This window comes from Pseudomonas sp. KK4 (assembly GCF_001984065.1).
Taxonomy (GTDB): Bacteria; Pseudomonadota; Gammaproteobacteria; order Pseudomonadales; family Pseudomonadaceae; genus Aquipseudomonas.
Genome location: NZ_LYVP01000006.1, coordinates 51409 through 67720, shown reverse-complemented (window position 1 = coordinate 67720; position 16312 = coordinate 51409). Strand labels below are relative to the sequence as shown.

The following is a 16312-nucleotide window of genomic DNA, read 5'->3' as shown; positions in this document are numbered from 1 at the left end:
GCGAAGCTGGTAGACTCCGCCGCCATTATGATTCGACTTCAGAACCTGACTTTACAGCGTGGCCCGCAACGTCTGCTAGAAGACGCCGAGCTGACCCTGCACGCCGGCCAGAAAGCCGGCCTGATCGGTGCCAACGGCGCCGGCAAATCGAGCCTGTTCGCCTTGCTTCGCTGCGAACTGCACCCGGATTCGGGTGATTGCTTCCTGCCGGCCGACTGGCGTATCGCCCACATGCGCCAGGAGGTCGATACCCTTGATCGCCTGGCGGTCGACTACGTGCTCGATGGCGACCTTCGCCTGCGCCAGGTGCAACGTGACCTGGCGGCAGCCGAAGCGGCCCATGACGGTGCCGCACAGGCCCGCCTGCACTCCGAGCTCGACAGTGCCGACGGTTACACCGCCGACGCCCGGGCCCGCAAGCTGCTGGCAGGCCTTGGCTTCACCAACGAGCAGATGGACCGCCCGGTGGGGGATTTCTCCGGCGGCTGGCGGATGCGTCTGAACCTGGCCCAGGCCCTGATGTGCCCCTCGGACCTGTTGCTGCTCGACGAACCGACCAACCACCTGGACCTCGACGCCATCATCTGGCTCGAAGAGTGGCTCAAGAGCTATCCAGGCACCCTGATGCTGATCTCCCACGACCGGGACTTCCTCGATGCCGTGGTCGATCACGTGGCCCACGTCGATCAACGCAAGATCACCCTGTACCGCGGTGGCTACAGCGCCTTCGAGCGTGCCCGTGCCGAACGCCTGGCCCAGCAACAGCAGGCCTACGAGAAGCAGCAGGCGCAGCGTGCGCACATGGAAAGCTACATCGCACGCTTCAAGGCCCAGGCCACCAAGGCCCGTCAGGCCCAGAGCCGGATCAAGGCGCTGGAGCGGATGGAAGAGCTGACCGCTGCCCACGTCGATTCGCCGTTCGACTTCGTCTTCCGCGAATCGCAGAAAATTTCCAGCCCGCTGATCGACCTGTCCGATGCCCGCCTGGGCTACGGCGACAAGACCGTGCTGGAGAAGGTCAAGCTGCAACTGACCCCGGGTGCGCGGATCGGTTTGCTTGGCCCCAACGGCGCGGGCAAGTCGACCCTGATCAAGAACCTGGCCGGCGAACTGTCGCCCCTGGCCGGTCGCTTGACCCGCGGCGAGAACACCGTCGTCGGCTACTTCGCCCAGCATCAGCTTGATTCCCTGGACGCCAAGGCCAGCCCGTTGCTGCACCTGCAGCGTCTGGCCCCGACCGAGCGCGAGCAGACCCTGCGCGATTTCCTCGGCGGCTTCGACTTCCGTGGCGCGCGAATCGACGAGCCGGTGCTGAACTTCTCCGGTGGCGAGAAGGCGCGCCTGGCCCTGGCCTTGATCGCCTGGGACCGGCCGAACCTGTTACTGCTCGACGAACCGACCAACCACTTGGACCTGGAAATGCGCCTGGCGCTGACCATGGCCCTGCAGGAATTCAGTGGCGCGGTACTGGTGGTCTCCCACGATCGTCACCTGCTCAAGAGCACCACCGATAACTTCTACCTGGTGGCGGACGGGAAGGTCGAAGAGTTCGACGGCGACCTGGAGGACTACACCCGCTGGCTGGTGGAATATCGTCAGCGCAATGCGCCGGTGAGCACCACTGCGGTCAACCCGGACAAGACCGACAAGAAGGCCCAGCGTCAGGCCGCCGCTGCACTGCGTCAGCAACTGGCACCGCACAAGCGCGAGGCTGACAAGCTTGAAGCCGAGTTGGGCAAGCTGCACGAGAAGCTGGCGAAAATCGATGTCAGCCTGGGCGACAGCGACATCTACGAGCCAATGCGCAAGAACGAATTGCGCGATCTGCTGGCCGAGCAGGCCAAGCTGAAGGTGCGTGAAGCGGAGCTGGAAGAGGCCTGGATGGAAGCTCTGGAACTGCTCGAAAGCATGCAGGCGGAGCTGGAGTCGCTGTCCTGATGGATGCGTTCAAGCTGCCGCTGCCGGCAATGTGGATTGAGCCGATCTGGCTCGGTGTGCAAATTCTGCTGATCCTGTTGGCGGGTTACATCGCCCAGCGGTTCGTGGCCAAGGGCCTGACCCGACTGGGTGAGCGCTACCCCTTCCCACCGCAATTGCTGATGCCGCTGCGTGGCGGTTTGCGCTGGCTGATCATGGGCAGCGCGCTGATTTTCGTGCTCGAGCGCCTCGGGGTGTCGGCCACCGTACTGTGGACGGCGCTTTCCGGTTTTGTCGCGGTCGCAGCGGTGGCGTTTTTCGCCATGTGGAGTGTGCTCTCCAATCTGCTGTGCGCGATCCTGATCTTCACCGTGGGCCCGTTCCGGATCGGTGACGTGGTCGAGTTGGTGGACACCACCGACAAGCCCGGGGTCAAGGGGCGAGTGGTGGCGATCAATCTGCTGTACACCACGCTGATCGAGGCGCAGGAACTGGGCACGGGCAGTGCCATGGTGCAGGTGCCCAACAGCCTGTTCTTCCAGCGGTCGGTGCGGCGTTGGCGGGGCAGCGATGCATTCCCTTCGAGCGGTTTTGAAAAGTAAGGTTTCTGTTGCCTGATCCATGGCTTTCGCGAGCAAGCCCGACCCCCACAGTGGATCGAGTGCACATGGGGGAGCGGGCTTGCTCGCGAAGGGGCCCTAAAGTTGTAACATCCCGCAAAAAAATCAATGGTCATCCGCCCAAAGCCGCATTAGCTTAGACAGTTGTCACGATTCTGAGTCGAGGTGTGCAATGGAGCTTCAAACATGGCTGGCGTTTTTTGCCGCCTGCTGGGTGATCAGCCTGTCTCCCGGTGCCGGCGCCATTGCGTCGATGTCCAGCGGTCTGCAATACGGTTTCTGGCGTGGCTACTGGAACGCCCTGGGCCTGCAATTGGGCCTGGCGGTGCAGATTGCCATTGTCGGCGCCGGTGTCGGCGCGATTCTCACCGCGTCGGCCACCGCGTTCTATGCGATCAAATGGTTCGGTGTGGCCTACCTGGTGTACCTGGCGATCAAGCAATGGCGCGCGTTGCCCAGCGACATGAGCGATGACGCAGCCATCCGCCCGATCGGCAAACCGATGGCGCTGGTGTTCCGTGGCTTTCTGGTGAACATCAGCAACCCCAAAGCCTTGGTGTTCATGCTGGCGGTGTTGCCGCAGTTCATCGACCCGCACGCGCCGCTGCTGATCCAGTACCTGATCATTGGCGTGACCATGGTCTGCGTCGATCTGATCGTCATGGCCGGTTACACCGGGCTGGCGTCCAAGGTGCTGCGCCTGTTGCGCACACCCAAGCAGCAGAAACGCATGAACCGCACCTTTGCCGGGCTGTTCATTGGTGCGGCGGCGTTCATGGCGACCCTGCGCAAAGCGGCGGTCTGAACCCGCGCGCTCAAGCGCGACGGTGCGGCGATCCGACAGGCTCACTGGCCACAAAAGCCGGGTGCAAAAAAAAGGCGGCCTGTTCAGGTCGCCTTTTTCATATGGCGTGTCCCGTCCTGAATAAGGTTTACCCTTTCTGACCTCACACCAAGAGGATGAATCACTGGCATGCGTCGGGGATTGCGGGATTCAGCACAACAAAGCTTGAGTGAAAGTGATTGGGAGTGAACAATATATTACTTCGTGTTTCCAATTGAGATTCATTCATGATTGCCCCCTCCCGTTTCCTGGCCTGGCTGATCGCGCCGGTGTTCGCCCTATGCAGTTTCAATCTGCTGGCCGACACGGTGGAAGGCGCGCCGCAAGCCCTGCACCTGCTCGACTACATCGGCGCGGACTACCCGCACGCGGTGCAGGACGGTGCGGTCGTCAATGATGCTGAGTACCGCGAGCAGCTGGAATTCGTCCAGGCGCTGCAAGGCTTGGTCAGTGCGATGCCGGCCAAGCCTGAAAAGACTGGGCTGGAGCAGGGAGTCAGTGCGCTGCGCAGCGCGATAGCCGACCGTCAAAGCGGTGCGCAAGTGGCCCGTCAAGCGCGGCAACTGGGGGCGAAACTGGCCGTGGCCTATGAAGTCAGCCAGGCGCCGATCATCACCCCCGACCCGACCCGTGGGGCGCCGCTGTACGCGCAGCACTGTTCGGTGTGCCACGGCGATAGCGGTGCCGGGGATGGCCCGGCCGGTGTCGGCCTGACGCCACCACCGGCCAATCTGCGCGATCACGCACGCCTGGATCACCTGAGCCTCTACGCGATCTACAACACGGTTGGCCTGGGGGTCGAAGGCACAGACATGCCAGCTTTCGCCGATCAACTGGACGACCGTCAGCGCTGGGACCTGGCCACCTACATCGCCACCTTCAGCGCCGACCCGGCGGCCGCCAGCGGCGACAAGGTCTACAACATTGCCGACCTGGCCCGTCAGACACCCGCCGAAGTGCAGGCCGCCGACGGTCCGCAGGCTGCCGCGACCTTCCGCGCACAACGGGCGCAACCGCCGCAGGTCAAGCGTGGCCCGGCGCAGTTGCTCGACTATACCGCCGCCACGCTGGACAAGAGCGTCGCGGCCTACCGTGCCGGCGACCACGATCAGGCCTATGACCTGTCGGTAGCGGCGTACCTGGAAGGTTTCGAACTGGTCGAAAGCTCCCTGGACAACGTCGACGCCAACGTGCGCAAGGACACGGAAAAGTCGCTGATGGCGTACCGTCAGTCGCTGCAGGATGGTTTGCCGGTGGAGCAGGTCGAGCAGCGCCTGGACGCGGCCAAGGTTAAATTGAAAACCTCGGCTGGCCTGCTGGGCAGCGATGGCTTGAGCTGGTCGCTGAGCTACATCTCCGGCCTGTTGATTTTGCTGCGTGAAGGCCTGGAAGCGATTCTGGTGCTGGCGGCGATCCTGGCGTTCCTGCGCAACACCGGCCAGCAATCGGCGGTGCGCAGCGTCAACATCGGCTGGGGCCTGGCGCTGCTCGCCGGTCTGGGGACCTGGGCGGTGGCAGCCTATGCCATCGACGTCAGTGGTTCGCAGCGTGAGTTGCTGGAAGGCGCGACAGCGTTGTTCGCCAGTGTCATGGTGCTGTGGCTCGGTGTGTGGATGCACGACCGTCGCCATGCCGCCGCCTGGCAGGATTACATCAAGAGCAGCCTGGTGGGCGGCGGCGGGCGCTTTGGTTTTGCGGTTCTGGCGTTCTTCTCGGTGTACCGCGAGCTGTTCGAAGTGATTCTGTTCTACGAAACCCTGTGGTTGCAGGCAGGTCCTGCTGGCCACGACGCGGTGCTGGCCGGCGGTGCGACGGCGCTGGTGCTGTTGGTGGGGCTGGCCTGGGTGATCCTGCGCGGCTCGGCGAAGTTGCCGCTGACGCTGTTCTTCAGCATCAACGCCGGTCTGCTCTGCGCGTTGTCGGTGGTGTTCGCCGGCCATGGCGTGAAGGCGCTGCAGGAGGCGGGGATCTTCGGCACGCGACCGGTGGCGTTCTTCGACTTCGAATGGCTGGGGATTCATGCCGATGCCTATTCGCTGACTGCCCAGGCGGTGGCGATCGTTGCGATTGTCGTGCTGTATGGCCGCAGCTGGGTGGCGGAGAAGCGGCGGGTGACGGCTTAACGGCATTCGCTGCGCTCACCTTTCGCGGGCAAGCCTCGCGCCTGACAGGTTTAGCGTTAACCTGTAGGCGCGAGGCTTGCCCGCGATGCTTTTAACGGAGGAAAAAACGATGCGCGTATGGATCGATGCCGACGCCTGCCCGCGGGCGGCCAAGGACCTGGTGGTGAAGTTCGCCCTCAAGCGCCAGTTTGAAGTGGGCATGGTCGCCGGTCAGCCGCAGAGCAAGCCGGCGCTGACTCTGGTGAAGCTGATCGTGGTGCCCAGCGGTCCGGACGCGGCGGACGATTACCTGGTCGAGCACGCGGTGCCGGGTGAGCTGGTGATCTGCAGCGACGTGCCGCTGGCGGACCGTCTGGTGAAGAAGGGCGTGGCGGCGCTGGACCCGCGGGGCAAGGAGTTCGACGCGCAGAACATGGGCGACCGACTGGCGGTGCGCAACCTGTTCACCGACTTGCGCGAGCAAGGGCAGATCAGTGGTGGCCCGGCGCCGTTTGGCGAGCGCGAGAAGCAGGCGTTTGCCAATGCGCTGGACCGGATCCTGACCCGACTGATCCGCAAACCTGCCTGACAACGTACCTGTGGCGAGGGAGCTTGCTCCCGCTGGGTTGCAAAGCAACCCCAAACCCCTACCTGTTGGTGGTTTACCGAGAAATGTGGCGACGAGTCTTGCGACTGCTGCGCAGTCGAACGGGAGCAAGCGCCCTCGCCACGGGTAATCAGTCGCCCAAGGGCGTCAGGCGTCGTTTTCGTGCGTCAACTCGAGCACGCGGTCGACCAGTTTGTTGATGCCCGACGCCGCCTCGCTGATGCTCTGGGCCAACATGTAGGCCGGGGTGCTCACCAGTTTGCGCGCCTTGTCTTCGACGATCTCGCTCACCGCACACTCTTTGTGGGTGGCGCCCATCTTGTTCAAGGCCGCTGAGGTTTCGGCGTCGTTGCCGATGGTGCAGGTCACGCCCGGGCCATAGATCTTCGCCGCCAGGGCCGGCGAAATGCAGATCAGCCCCACGGGTTTGCCGGCTTCGGCGAAGGCTTCGGTCAAGGCCAGGACCTCCGGTTGCACGCTGCAAGCGGTGCCTTCAACGGCGAAGTTGGACAGGTTCTTGGCCGAGCCGAAACCGCCGGGAATGATCAGCGCATCGAAATCCTCGACGTCTGCTTCGCGCAGGTCCTTGACCTCGCCCCGGGCAATGCGCGCCGACTCCACCAGTACATTGCGCGACTCGGGCATTTCTTCGCCGGTCAGGTGATTGATCACATGTAGCTGCGCAATGTTCGGCGCGAAGCACTGCACCTGCGCGCCACGCTGGTCCAGGCGCAGCAGGGTTATCACGCTCTCGTAGATCTCGGCGCCGTCGTATACGCCACAACCGGAAAGGATCACTGCAACTTTTTTGCTCATGGGCTTTTCTCCAGATTCATGGCGTTAAATGTCCACTAATTTGTCACTCGTTGCCATAGGGTTAATTCGCGGCTACACCTAGCATCTGTCCTCAAAATTCCGATCAGGACGCGTCATGGACTTCATTTTGTATGCGGTGCCGTTTTTCTTTGTGCTGATCGCCATCGAACTGTTGGCCGACCGCTGGCGCGGGGTCAGCCATTATCGGGTGGCGGATGCGATCAACAGCATCAGCACCGGCGTGCTCTCGACCACCACCGGCCTGCTGACCAAGGGTGTAGGGCTGCTGACCTATGCCTTTGCCCTCAAGCACCTGGCGCTGTTGGAGCTTTCGGCGGACAGCGTCTGGGTCTGGGTTTTCGCCTTTGTCTTTTATGATTTTTGCTACTACTGGCTGCACCGCATGGGCCACGAACGCAACATCCTCTGGGCCGCCCATTCGGTGCATCACCAGAGTGAGGACTACAACCTCTCCACGGCCTTGCGCCAGACCAGTACCGGGTTTGTGTTGAGCTGGATCTTCTACCTGCCCATGGCCGTCGTCGGCGTGCCGCTGCCGGTGTTTGTCAGCGTGGCTGCGCTGAACCTGCTGTACCAGTTCTGGGTGCACACCCGGCACATTCCCAAGCTCGGCTGGTACGAGTGGTTCTTTGTCACGCCTTCCAATCATCGGGCCCACCATGCACAGAACGCTCTCTACATGGATCGCAACTATGGCGGGGTGTTCATTATTTGGGACCGTCTATTCGGCTCCTTCCAGGAAGAAGACGACAACGAGCCGGTGATTTTCGGCGTGACCACGCCGCTGGCGAGCTGGAACCCGATCTGGGCGAATGTGCAGTTCTACGCGCAGTTGTGGGCGGATGCGCGACGTGCCCAAAGCACCTGGGACAAGCTGCGGATCTGGTTCATGCGCACCGGTTGGCGCCCGGCGGATGTGGCGGCGAAGTACCCGCTCAACAAGCCGGACCTGAGCCAGTTCCGCAAATTCGAGGTGCCGTTGGATGGGCGTCAGCAGGTGTACGTCCTGCTGCAATTTTGCGTGTACATCGCGCTGGGCAGCTACCTGATGAACTTCGAACCGCAGTTGACGACCGCGGCACTGGTGCTCGGCTGGGGTGCAGTGGCGCTGGGCTTGTTCGTGCTGGGCGTGGCCCTGGAGAATCGCCCGTGGGCGTTGAAGCTGGAGTTGTTGCGGCTGGCATCGAATGTGCCGCTGGTCTGGCTGGCGCCGGTGGCAGGGCTGTGGCCGGCCAGCGCGGTGGGCTGGGTCGGCCTGCTCAGCTACAGCTTGCTCAGCGGTATCGGGCTCTACTGCTGCACAAGCCGTTTCACTCGGTGGGCGTCTTAGGCTCGTCGATGCTGGCCCGCTTGGCCTTCAGGGCTTGCTCGTCGGCATAGACCTGTTTGGCCAGGCGGGCATTCTTGAAGCGCCGACGCAGCCACAGGCCCACGCCCAGGATCAGCAGCGCACCCAGCACCCACAGCTCGTACTTCTTGATGCTGCCCAGCATGCCTTCCAGGACTGCACCGAAGTGATAGGCCGCCGCGGCCAGCGCCGTGGCCCAGATCGCCGCGCCAATCCCGTTGAGCAATAGGTAACGGCCCGGTGGATAGCCCGACAGGCCGATCGCCACCGGCATCACCGTGCGCAGGCCGTAGACGAAGCGGAAGCTCAGCACCCAGATGTCCGGATGCTTGCGAATGTGTTCCAGCGCCCGGTCACCCATCAACTGCCAGCGGGGCTTGCGTGCCAGCAACTTGCGCCCATGCTTGCGGCCCAGGAAGTACCACAGCTGATCGCCGGCATAACTGCCGCAGAACGCCACGACCACCACCAGGTTGATGTCCATGTATCCACGGAACGCGAGGAAGCCTGCGAGCACCAGGATGGTTTCGCCTTCGAAGAATGTGCCAAGGAACAGGGCAAAGTAGCCGAAGTCATGCAGAAATTGTTGGAGCATTGTCTGGGTGCTGGCGAAATGAACGCGCAGCCTAACCCTTCGCACACATTCAGGAAAGTGTCCAAATGTGTCTCGACGTGAACATTTCCTACAACGACAATGGAATGCGGCTACACGTCGCAGGGTGCACACAACTGTAATACGTTCGTCATAATGGGCACTTATAACTGTCACGCTCGCCCGTCTGCGCGGGCTCAGGAGTCTGCCGTGAGCTTTACCCCCGCCAACCGTCTGTTTCCCGCAACCCGCCTGCGCCGCAACCGCCGTGACGATTTCTCGCGTCGACTGGTCCGTGAAAATGTACTGACCGTCGATGACCTGATCCTGCCGGTGTTCGTGCTGGACGGTGAAAACCGTCGCGAAGCGGTGGCCTCGATGCCGGGCGTCGAACGCCTGACCATCGATCTGTTGCTCGAAGAGGCGGCCAAGTGGGTGGCGCTGGGTATTCCGGCGCTGGCGCTGTTCCCGGTCACCCCTTCGCAGCTCAAGTCCCTGGACGCCGAGGAGGCCTGGAACCCTGAAGGCATCGCCCAGCGTGCCACCCGCGCCCTGCGCGCGCAGTTCCCGGAGCTGGGGGTGATCACTGACGTCGCCCTGGACCCGTTCACCACCCATGGTCAGGACGGCATCCTCGACGAAGACGGCTATGTGCAGAACGACATCACCGTCGACGCACTGGTCAGGCAGGCCCTGTCCCACGCCGAAGCCGGCGCGCAGGTCGTAGCGCCATCGGACATGATGGACGGTCGCATCCAGGCGATCCGCGAGGCCCTCGAAGTGGCCGGGCATGTCAATGTGCGGATCATGGCCTATTCGGCGAAGTACGCCAGCGCCTATTACGGCCCGTTCCGCGATGCGGTGGGCTCGGCGCTGAACCTGGGCAAGGCCAACAAGGCTTCCTATCAGATGGACCCTGCCAACAGCAACGAGGCCCTGCATGAAGTGGCGGCTGACTTGTCAGAAGGCGCGGACATGGTCATGGTCAAGCCAGGCATGCCGTATCTGGACATCCTCTGCCGGGTCAAGGAAGAATTCAAAGTGCCGACATTTGTCTATCAAGTCAGCGGCGAATACGCCATGCACATGGCGGCGATCCAGAATGGCTGGTTGAGCGAAGGGGTTATCCTCGAATCCCTGACCGCTTTTAAACGTGCAGGCGCTGATGGCATCCTCACTTACTTTGCCGTTCGCGCAGCTCAATTGTTACGAGAGCAGAAATAGCCCTCCCAGGAACATTCGATGAATACCGAAGGACTCACTGAAGTTGCCGTACAAGACGCTCAACCCGTGGTGGAGCAGATCGCCGAAACCCCGCCGGAGCTGGAGCCTGCTCCGCCCGCGGCGGTGACCGAACCCGCTGCGGCGGCGCCGGCAGCGATCGCCATTCCCGGCCTGGATGACAGCAGCCTGTACATCCATCGTGAGCTGTCCCAACTGCAATTCAATATCCGCGTGCTGGAACAGGCGCTGGACGAGTCCTATCCGCTGCTGGAGCGGCTGAAGTTCCTGCTGATTTTCTCCAGCAACCTGGACGAATTCTTCGAGATTCGCGTCGCCGGCCTCAAGAAGCAGATCACCTTCGCCCGCGAACAGGCGGGCGCCGACGGCCTGCAACCGCATCAGGCGCTGGCCCGCATCAGCGAGCTGGTACACGGTCACGTCGACCGCCAGTACGCGATCCTCAACGACATCCTGTTGCCGGAGCTGGAAAAACATCAGGTCCGCTTCATCCGTCGCCGTCACTGGACCACCAAGCTGAAAACCTGGGTCCGTCGCTATTTCCGCGACGAAATCGCGCCGATCATCACCCCGATCGGTCTGGACCCGACGCACCCGTTCCCGCTGCTGGTCAACAAGAGCCTGAACTTCATCGTCGAACTCGAGGGCATCGACGCCTTCGGTCGCGACTCCGGTCTGGCGATCATCCCGGCGCCGCGCCTGTTGCCGCGGATCATCAAGGTGCCGGAAGAGGTCGGCGGCTCCGGCGACAATTACGTGTTCCTGTCGTCGATGATCCACGCCCACGCCGATGACCTTTTCCAGGGCATGAAGGTCAAGGGCTGCTACCAGTTCCGCCTGACCCGAAACGCCGACCTGGCGCTGGATTCCGAAGACGTCGAAGACTTGGCCCGTGCCCTGCGCGGTGAGTTGTTCTCCCGTCGCTACGGTGACGCGGTCCGTCTGGAAGTGGCCGATACCTGCCCCAAACACCTGTCCGACTACCTGCTCAAACAGTTCAACCTGAGCGAGTCCGAGCTGTATCAGGTCAACGGTCCGGTGAACCTCACGCGCCTGTTCAGCATTACCGGGCTCGACAGCCAGCGCGAGCTGCAGTACCTGCCGTTTACCCCGCAAATTCCGAAACTGCTGCAAAACAGCGAGAACATCTTCAGCGTGATCAGCAAGCAGGACATCCTGCTGCTGCACCCGTTCGAGTCGTTCACCCCGGTGGTCGACCTGCTGCGCCAGGCTGCCAAGGACCCGCATGTGCTGGCGGTGCGCCAGACCCTGTACCGCTCGGGCGCCAACTCGGAAATCGTCGACGCGCTGGTGGATGCGGCGCGTAACGGCAAGGAAGTCACGGCGGTGATCGAATTGCGTGCGCGGTTCGACGAAGAGTCCAACCTGCAGCTGGCCAGCCGTCTGCAAGCGGCCGGCGCGGTAGTGATCTACGGCGTGGTCGGCTTCAAGACTCACGCCAAGATGATGCTGATCCTGCGCCGCGAAGCCGGTGAGATCGTGCGTTACGCGCACCTGGGCACGGGTAACTACCACGCCGGCAACGCCCGTCTGTACACCGACTACAGCCTGCTGACCTCCGACGATGCCCTGTGCGAAGACGTCGGCAAACTGTTCAGCCAGTTGATCGGCATGGGCAAGACACTGCGCATGAAGAAGCTGTTGCATGCGCCGTTCACCCTGAAGAAGGGCATGCTCGACATGATTGCTCGCGAGACCCAGTTCGCCCTGGATGGCAAGCCGGCACACATCATCGCCAAGTTCAACTCGCTGACCGATCCGAAGATCATCCGCGCGTTGTACAAGGCCAGCCAGTCGGGCGTGCGCATCGACCTGGTGGTGCGCGGCATGTGCTGCCTGCGACCTGGCATCGCCGGGGTGTCCCACAACATCCACGTGCGCTCGATCATCGGCCGCTTCCTGGAGCACACCCGGGTCTTCTACTTCCTCAACGGCGGCGAAGAGCAGATGTTCCTCTCCAGTGCCGACTGGATGGAGCGCAACCTCGACAAGCGTGTCGAGACTTGCTTCCCGGTGGAGGGCAAGAAGCTGATCATGCGGGTCAAGAAGGAGCTGGAACTGTACTTGACCGACAACACCCACAGCTGGAGTCTGCAGTCGGACGGCCGTTACATCCGCAACACACCGACCGGCAACCAGAACCCGCGCAGCGCCCAGGCGACGTTGCTGGAGCGGCTGGGCAGTCCGATTTTGGCGGTGCGTTAACGCAGGCATTGGCCTACAAAAAAGGGCGATCCGGTTGGATCGCCCTTTTTTATTGCGTTTGTCCCGTGAATGGCCTGCGGCAGACAGCTTGTGGAGCGGTGGCTTTTGTGGCGAGGGAGCTTGCTCCCGTCGGCCTGCGCAGCAGGCCTTCTTTTGGGGCCGCTTCGCCGCCCAGCGGGAGCAAGCTCCCTCGCCACAAAGCCTCTCGCCAAGTGTTCAGCGCACGCTCAGGACAATATCGACCCGCGTCAGCCATTGCGCTTCGATCTCGAAGTCGGCCTGGGTCAGTTGGTTGTCGTCCAGCCAGTGGTCCGGGAACACCACTTCCAGGCTGTTGCCCTGGGCGTTCAGTTCCACCTGGGGCATTTGCTGGGTGCCGCGGATGTGATGGAACAGGATCGCGAAGCGCAGCAATACGCACAGGCGAATCAGCTTGATGCCGTCATCGCCGAAGTCGGCAAACTTGTCCTTGGGAATGTTGCGGCGGTGACCGCGCACCAGCAAGGCCAGCATCAACTGGTCTTCGCGGGAGAAACCGGCGAGGTCCGAGTGCTCGATCAGGTAGGCGCCGTGCTTGTGGTACTGATAGTGGGCGATGTCCAGGCCCACTTCATGGACCTTGGCCGCCCAGCCCAGCAATTCGCGCCAGACGCCGTCTTCCAGGTCCCAGTCCTTGGCCACTTGATCGAAGGCATGCAGGGCCTTGCGCTCAACGCGCGCCGCCTGTTCCAGGTCGACGTGGTAGCGCTCCATCAGCGAGGTCAGGGTGCGTTCGCGCACGTCCTCGTGATGATGGCGACCCAGCAGGTCATAGAGCACGCCTTCACGCAGCGCACCTTCGCAGTGATCCATGCGTTGCAGCTCGAGGGCATCGAAGATCGCTTCGAGAATCGCCAGGCCGGCCGGGAAAATCGCTCGGCGGTCGGGCTTGATGCCTTCGAAATCGATTTTTTCGACATCACCAAGCTTGATCAGCTTGCGCTTGAGCCACGCCAGGCCTTCGGCGTTGACTTCGCCTGCACCATGCCCGCCAGCCTTCAGCGCCAGGCCGATGGCGCGGATGGTGCCCGAGGAGCCGATGGCTTCATCCCAGGTCAGGCGGTGCAGGGCGTGTTCGATGCTCATGATCTCCAGCCGCGCCGCGGTGTATGCCTGGGCATAGCGGGCCGGGGTGATCTTGCCGTCCTTGAAATAGCGCTGGGTGAAGCTCACGCAGCCCATCTGCAGGCTTTCGCGCAGCAGCGGCTCGAAGCGCTGGCCGATGATGAATTCGGTGCTGCCGCCGCCGATGTCTGCCACCAGGCGCTTGCCGGGGGTGTCGGCGAGGGTGTGGGACACGCCCAGGTAGATCAGACGCGCTTCTTCACGGCCGGAGATGACTTCCACCGGATGGCCGAGAATGTCTTCGGCGCGATGGATGAATTCGGCACGGTTGCGCGCTTCACGCAGGGCGTTGGTGCCGACGATGCGCACGGCGCCCAGTGGCATACCGTTGATCAGTTGGGCGAAGCGCTTGAGGCAATCGAGCCCGCGCTGCATGGATTCTTCGCTCAGCCGACGTTCTTCGTCGATGCCGGCGGCCAACTGAACCTTTTCCCCGAGACGTTCGAGAATACGGATTTCGCCGTTCTGGGCCTTGGCCACGACCATGTGAAAGCTGTTGGAGCCCAGGTCGATCGCGGCGATCAGGGACAGATTCTTGGCTTGGGATTGCGGCATGGTCAGGGGGTCTCGGTCGATAACCCTGACATCGTGCCACGATCAACGGCTGGCGCCAACGCGCAGTGTTCAAAGCCTTGACTCAGCGCAGTTCCAGGCACTGACCGCTGCGCGGTCAATCGCTGGCAGGCCAGCTCCCACATTGGAATGCGTCCCCCTGTGGGAGCTAGCCTGCCAGCGATGAGGGCATTGAGACGCCAAGGTTCTTTCAGGCTGTCGCTTCAACCGTGCCGATGAAATTGGCCAGCTCCGCCGTCCGCGGATTGGCGAACAACACCTTCGGATCGCCCACCTCATGCACCAGCCCCTGATGCATGAACACCAGCTTGTCCCCAACCTCCCGGGCAAAGCGCATTTCGTGGGTGACCATGATCAGCGTCATCCCATCCTTGGCCAGTTGCCGAACCACGCTCAGCACTTCATTGACCAGCTCCGGGTCCAGGGCCGAGGTGATTTCGTCACACAGCAACACCTTGGGCGACATCGCCAAGGCGCGGGCGATCGCCACCCGCTGTTGCTGCCCACCGGAGAGTCGATCCGGGAAGGCATCGAATTTCTCCCCCAGGCCCACGCGCTCCAGCATCTCCCGCGCCAGCTCCGCGGCCCGGGCCTTGGGAACTTTCTGTACCACCTGCGGCGCGAGCATCACGTTCTCGCCCACTGTCAGGTGCGGGAACAGGTTGAATTGCTGGAACACCATGCCGACTTTCTGCCGCAGGCTGCGCAGGTCGGCGCGGGCGGCGTCGAGGTATTCGCCATCGACTTCGATCACGCCATCGTTGATCGACTCCAGGCCGTTGAGCGTGCGCAGCAAGGTCGACTTGCCCGAGCCGCTGCGCCCGATGATCGCCACCACCTGGCCTTGCTCAACGCTCAGGTCGATGCCTTTGAGCACATGGTGATCGCCGTAGTATTTATGCAGGGCGGAAATTCTAAGCAGAGGCATGCAGTCTCCTTTCCAGGTAGCGCGCACTGAGGGACAAGGGGTAGCAGAGCAGGAAATAGCCCAGGGCCACGAGGCCATAGACCATGAAGGGTTCGAAGGTCGCGTTGGCGAGCATGCCGCCGGTCTTGGTCAGTTCGGTAAAGCCGATGATCGAGGTCACGGCGGTGCCTTTGACCACTTGCACCGAGAAGCCCACGGTCGGCGCCACGGCGATGCGCAAGGCCTGCGGCAGGATCACGTAGCGCAGTTGCTCCAGCGGGTTGAGCGCCAGGCTCGACGACGCTTCCCACTGGCCGTTGGGGATCGACTCGACGCAACCGCGCCAGATCTCCGCCAGATAAGCGCTGGTAAACAGCGTCAGGGCAATCGCCGCCGCCATCCACGGCGAAATTTCCACCCCGGCCAACGCCACGCCGAAGAACACCAGAAACAGCTGCATCAGCAGCGGCGTGCCCTGGAACAGCTCGATGTAGGTGCGCGCGAAGCTGCGCGGCAGGGATTTTTTCGAGATGCGCATGATCAGGATCAGCAAACCGATCACACCGCCGCCAATGAACGCCACCAACGACAGCGCCAGTGTCCATTGCAGGCCGGTGAGCAGGTTGCGCACGACATCCCAGAAAGTGAAATCACTCATCGCGCGCTCCTTGCTATGTATCGGTGGCCGATCCAGTTCAGCAACTGGCGGATCAGCAACGCCATGCACAGGTAGATCAGCGTGGTCAGGGCGTAGGTTTCAAAGGCGCGGAAGTTGCGCGACTGGATGAAGTTGGCGGCGAAGCTCAGTTCCTCGGTGGCAATCTGCGAACACACCGCCGAGCCAAGCATGACAATGATGATCTGGCTGCTCAGCGCCGGCCAGACCTTGCCCAGTGCCGGCAGCAGGATCACGTGGCGGAAGGCTTCGAAGCGCGTCATCGCCAAGGCCGCGGCGGCTTCCAATTGGCCCTTGGGGATCGCCTGGATGCCGGCACGGATGATTTCCGTGGAGTAGGCGCCAAGGTTGATCACCATCGCCAGCACCGCCGCCTGCCATTCGGAGATCTGCACCCCCAGTGACGGCAACCCGAAGAAAATGAAGAACAACTGCACCAGGAACGGCGTGTTGCGGATCAACTCGACGTAGACGCCGAAGATCGCCGAGAACGGGCGAATGTTCCACGCCCGCACCAGCGCCCCGACAATGCCAACGCCTACGCCGAGCACCGCGCCGATGGCCGTCAGCTCCAGGGTGAACAACGCACCGCGCAGCAGCAGATCGGTGTTTTGCACCACCGGCAGGAAATCGAACTGATAAGCCATAAAGGGTCTC

At 62.5% G+C, this 16312-nt stretch carries 14 protein-coding genes; 8 read left to right on the top strand and 6 right to left on the bottom strand.

Going from position 1 to position 16312, the window contains the following annotated elements; all coding sequences use genetic code 11:
* The first annotated feature begins 27 nt into the window (after positions 1 to 27).
* The 5 genes from B0W55_RS04070 to B0W55_RS04050 all read left to right on the top strand — a co-directional run bounded on the left by B0W55_RS04070 (position 28) and on the right by B0W55_RS04050 (position 6072).
* Positions 28 to 1938 (top strand): ATP-binding cassette domain-containing protein, encoded by a 1911-nt coding sequence (locus B0W55_RS04070; RefSeq protein WP_077044741.1) that lies wholly within the window; start codon positions 28 to 30, stop codon positions 1936 to 1938.
* Entirely contained in the window at positions 1938 to 2519 is a 582-nt protein-coding gene (locus B0W55_RS04065) for a mechanosensitive ion channel family protein (RefSeq protein ID WP_077044740.1), read from the top strand. The genes B0W55_RS04070 and B0W55_RS04065 overlap by 1 nt, the downstream gene beginning before the upstream one ends.
* 190 nt (positions 2520 to 2709) lie before the next feature.
* Entirely contained in the window at positions 2710 to 3342 is a 633-nt protein-coding gene (gene rhtB, locus B0W55_RS04060) for a homoserine/homoserine lactone efflux protein (RefSeq protein WP_077044739.1), read from the top strand.
* Positions 3343 to 3608: 266 nt separating this feature from the next.
* Positions 3609 to 5504 (top strand): FTR1 family protein, encoded by a 1896-nt coding sequence (locus B0W55_RS04055; RefSeq protein WP_077044738.1) that lies wholly within the window; start codon positions 3609 to 3611, stop codon positions 5502 to 5504.
* 109 nt (positions 5505 to 5613) lie between these two features.
* A complete protein-coding gene (locus tag B0W55_RS04050; protein WP_077044737.1) occupies positions 5614 to 6072 on the top strand; it encodes a YaiI/YqxD family protein in 459 nt (152 codons plus the stop codon).
* A gap of 165 nt (positions 6073 to 6237) precedes the next feature.
* On the opposite strand, the gene elbB is transcribed toward B0W55_RS04050, so the two are convergent.
* Positions 6238 to 6906 carry an isoprenoid biosynthesis glyoxalase ElbB gene (elbB, locus tag B0W55_RS04045; protein WP_077044736.1) on the bottom strand — a complete coding sequence of 223 codons (669 nt, stop codon included), beginning with the start codon at positions 6904 to 6906 and terminating at the stop codon, positions 6238 to 6240.
* 115 nt (positions 6907 to 7021) lie between these two features.
* Between elbB and B0W55_RS04040 the strand changes: the two genes are divergently transcribed.
* Complete coding sequence (locus B0W55_RS04040; protein ID WP_077044735.1) at positions 7022 to 8257, top strand: sterol desaturase family protein; 1236 nt, start codon at positions 7022 to 7024, stop codon at positions 8255 to 8257.
* Here the strand turns inward: B0W55_RS04040 and B0W55_RS04035 are convergent.
* A complete protein-coding gene (locus tag B0W55_RS04035) occupies positions 8238 to 8870 on the bottom strand; it encodes a DedA family protein (protein WP_077044734.1) in 633 nt (210 codons plus the stop codon). The two genes, B0W55_RS04040 and B0W55_RS04035, sit on opposite strands and share 20 nt — an antisense overlap.
* Positions 8871 to 9077: 207 nt before the next feature.
* Between B0W55_RS04035 and hemB the strand changes: the two genes are divergently transcribed.
* Entirely contained in the window at positions 9078 to 10091 is a 1014-nt protein-coding gene (gene hemB, locus B0W55_RS04030) for a porphobilinogen synthase (protein WP_077044733.1), read from the top strand.
* Positions 10092 to 10109: 18 nt separating this feature from the next.
* Entirely contained in the window at positions 10110 to 12335 is a 2226-nt protein-coding gene (gene ppk1, locus B0W55_RS04025) for a polyphosphate kinase 1 (RefSeq protein ID WP_077044732.1), read from the top strand.
* Between the two features lie 216 nt (positions 12336 to 12551).
* Here the strand turns inward: ppk1 and ppx are convergent, their stop codons facing one another.
* The 4 genes from ppx to B0W55_RS04005 form a co-directional block, all read right to left on the bottom strand.
* On the bottom strand, positions 12552 to 14054 hold the full coding sequence (ppx, locus tag B0W55_RS04020; RefSeq protein ID WP_077044731.1) for an exopolyphosphatase: 1503 nt from the start codon (positions 14052 to 14054) through the stop codon (positions 12552 to 12554).
* A 208-nt stretch (positions 14055 to 14262) separates the two neighbouring features.
* Positions 14263 to 15000 (bottom strand): amino acid ABC transporter ATP-binding protein, encoded by a 738-nt coding sequence (locus tag B0W55_RS04015; protein ID WP_077044730.1) that lies wholly within the window; start codon positions 14998 to 15000, stop codon positions 14263 to 14265.
* The gene (locus tag B0W55_RS04010; RefSeq protein ID WP_077044729.1) at positions 14987 to 15637 is read right to left on the bottom strand and encodes an amino acid ABC transporter permease; all 651 of its coding nucleotides are present in this window, start codon (positions 15635 to 15637) and stop codon (positions 14987 to 14989) included. Before B0W55_RS04010 ends, B0W55_RS04015 begins: the two co-directional genes overlap by 14 nt.
* The gene (locus B0W55_RS04005; protein WP_077044728.1) at positions 15634 to 16302 is read right to left on the bottom strand and encodes an amino acid ABC transporter permease; all 669 of its coding nucleotides are present in this window, start codon (positions 16300 to 16302) and stop codon (positions 15634 to 15636) included. The genes B0W55_RS04010 and B0W55_RS04005 overlap by 4 nt, the downstream gene beginning before the upstream one ends.
* Positions 16303 to 16312: the final 10 nt, after the last annotated feature.

Excerpts from the sequence above, each read along its gene's own strand:
- ppk1 (WP_077044732.1), top strand. The coding sequence starts at position 10,110 with ATGAATACCGAAGGACTCACTGAAGTTGCCGTACAAGACGCTCAACCC.
- elbB (WP_077044736.1), bottom strand. The coding sequence starts at position 6,906 with ATGAGCAAAAAAGTTGCAGTGATCCTTTCCGGTTGTGGCGTATACGAC.
- ppx (WP_077044731.1), bottom strand. The coding sequence starts at position 14,054 with ATGCCGCAATCCCAAGCCAAGAATCTGTCCCTGATCGCCGCGATCGAC.
- rhtB (WP_077044739.1), top strand. The coding sequence starts at position 2,710 with ATGGAGCTTCAAACATGGCTGGCGTTTTTTGCCGCCTGCTGGGTGATC.
- B0W55_RS04005 (WP_077044728.1), bottom strand. The coding sequence starts at position 16,302 with ATGGCTTATCAGTTCGATTTCCTGCCGGTGGTGCAAAACACCGATCTG.
- B0W55_RS04050 (WP_077044737.1), top strand. The coding sequence starts at position 5,614 with ATGCGCGTATGGATCGATGCCGACGCCTGCCCGCGGGCGGCCAAGGAC.
- B0W55_RS04040 (WP_077044735.1), top strand. The coding sequence starts at position 7,022 with ATGGACTTCATTTTGTATGCGGTGCCGTTTTTCTTTGTGCTGATCGCC.
- B0W55_RS04035 (WP_077044734.1), bottom strand. The coding sequence starts at position 8,870 with ATGCTCCAACAATTTCTGCATGACTTCGGCTACTTTGCCCTGTTCCTT.
- B0W55_RS04065 (WP_077044740.1), top strand. The coding sequence starts at position 1,938 with ATGGATGCGTTCAAGCTGCCGCTGCCGGCAATGTGGATTGAGCCGATC.
- B0W55_RS04010 (WP_077044729.1), bottom strand. The coding sequence starts at position 15,637 with ATGAGTGATTTCACTTTCTGGGATGTCGTGCGCAACCTGCTCACCGGC.
- B0W55_RS04055 (WP_077044738.1), top strand. The coding sequence starts at position 3,609 with ATGATTGCCCCCTCCCGTTTCCTGGCCTGGCTGATCGCGCCGGTGTTC.
- B0W55_RS04070 (WP_077044741.1), top strand. The coding sequence starts at position 28 with ATGATTCGACTTCAGAACCTGACTTTACAGCGTGGCCCGCAACGTCTG.
- B0W55_RS04015 (WP_077044730.1), bottom strand. The coding sequence starts at position 15,000 with ATGCCTCTGCTTAGAATTTCCGCCCTGCATAAATACTACGGCGATCAC.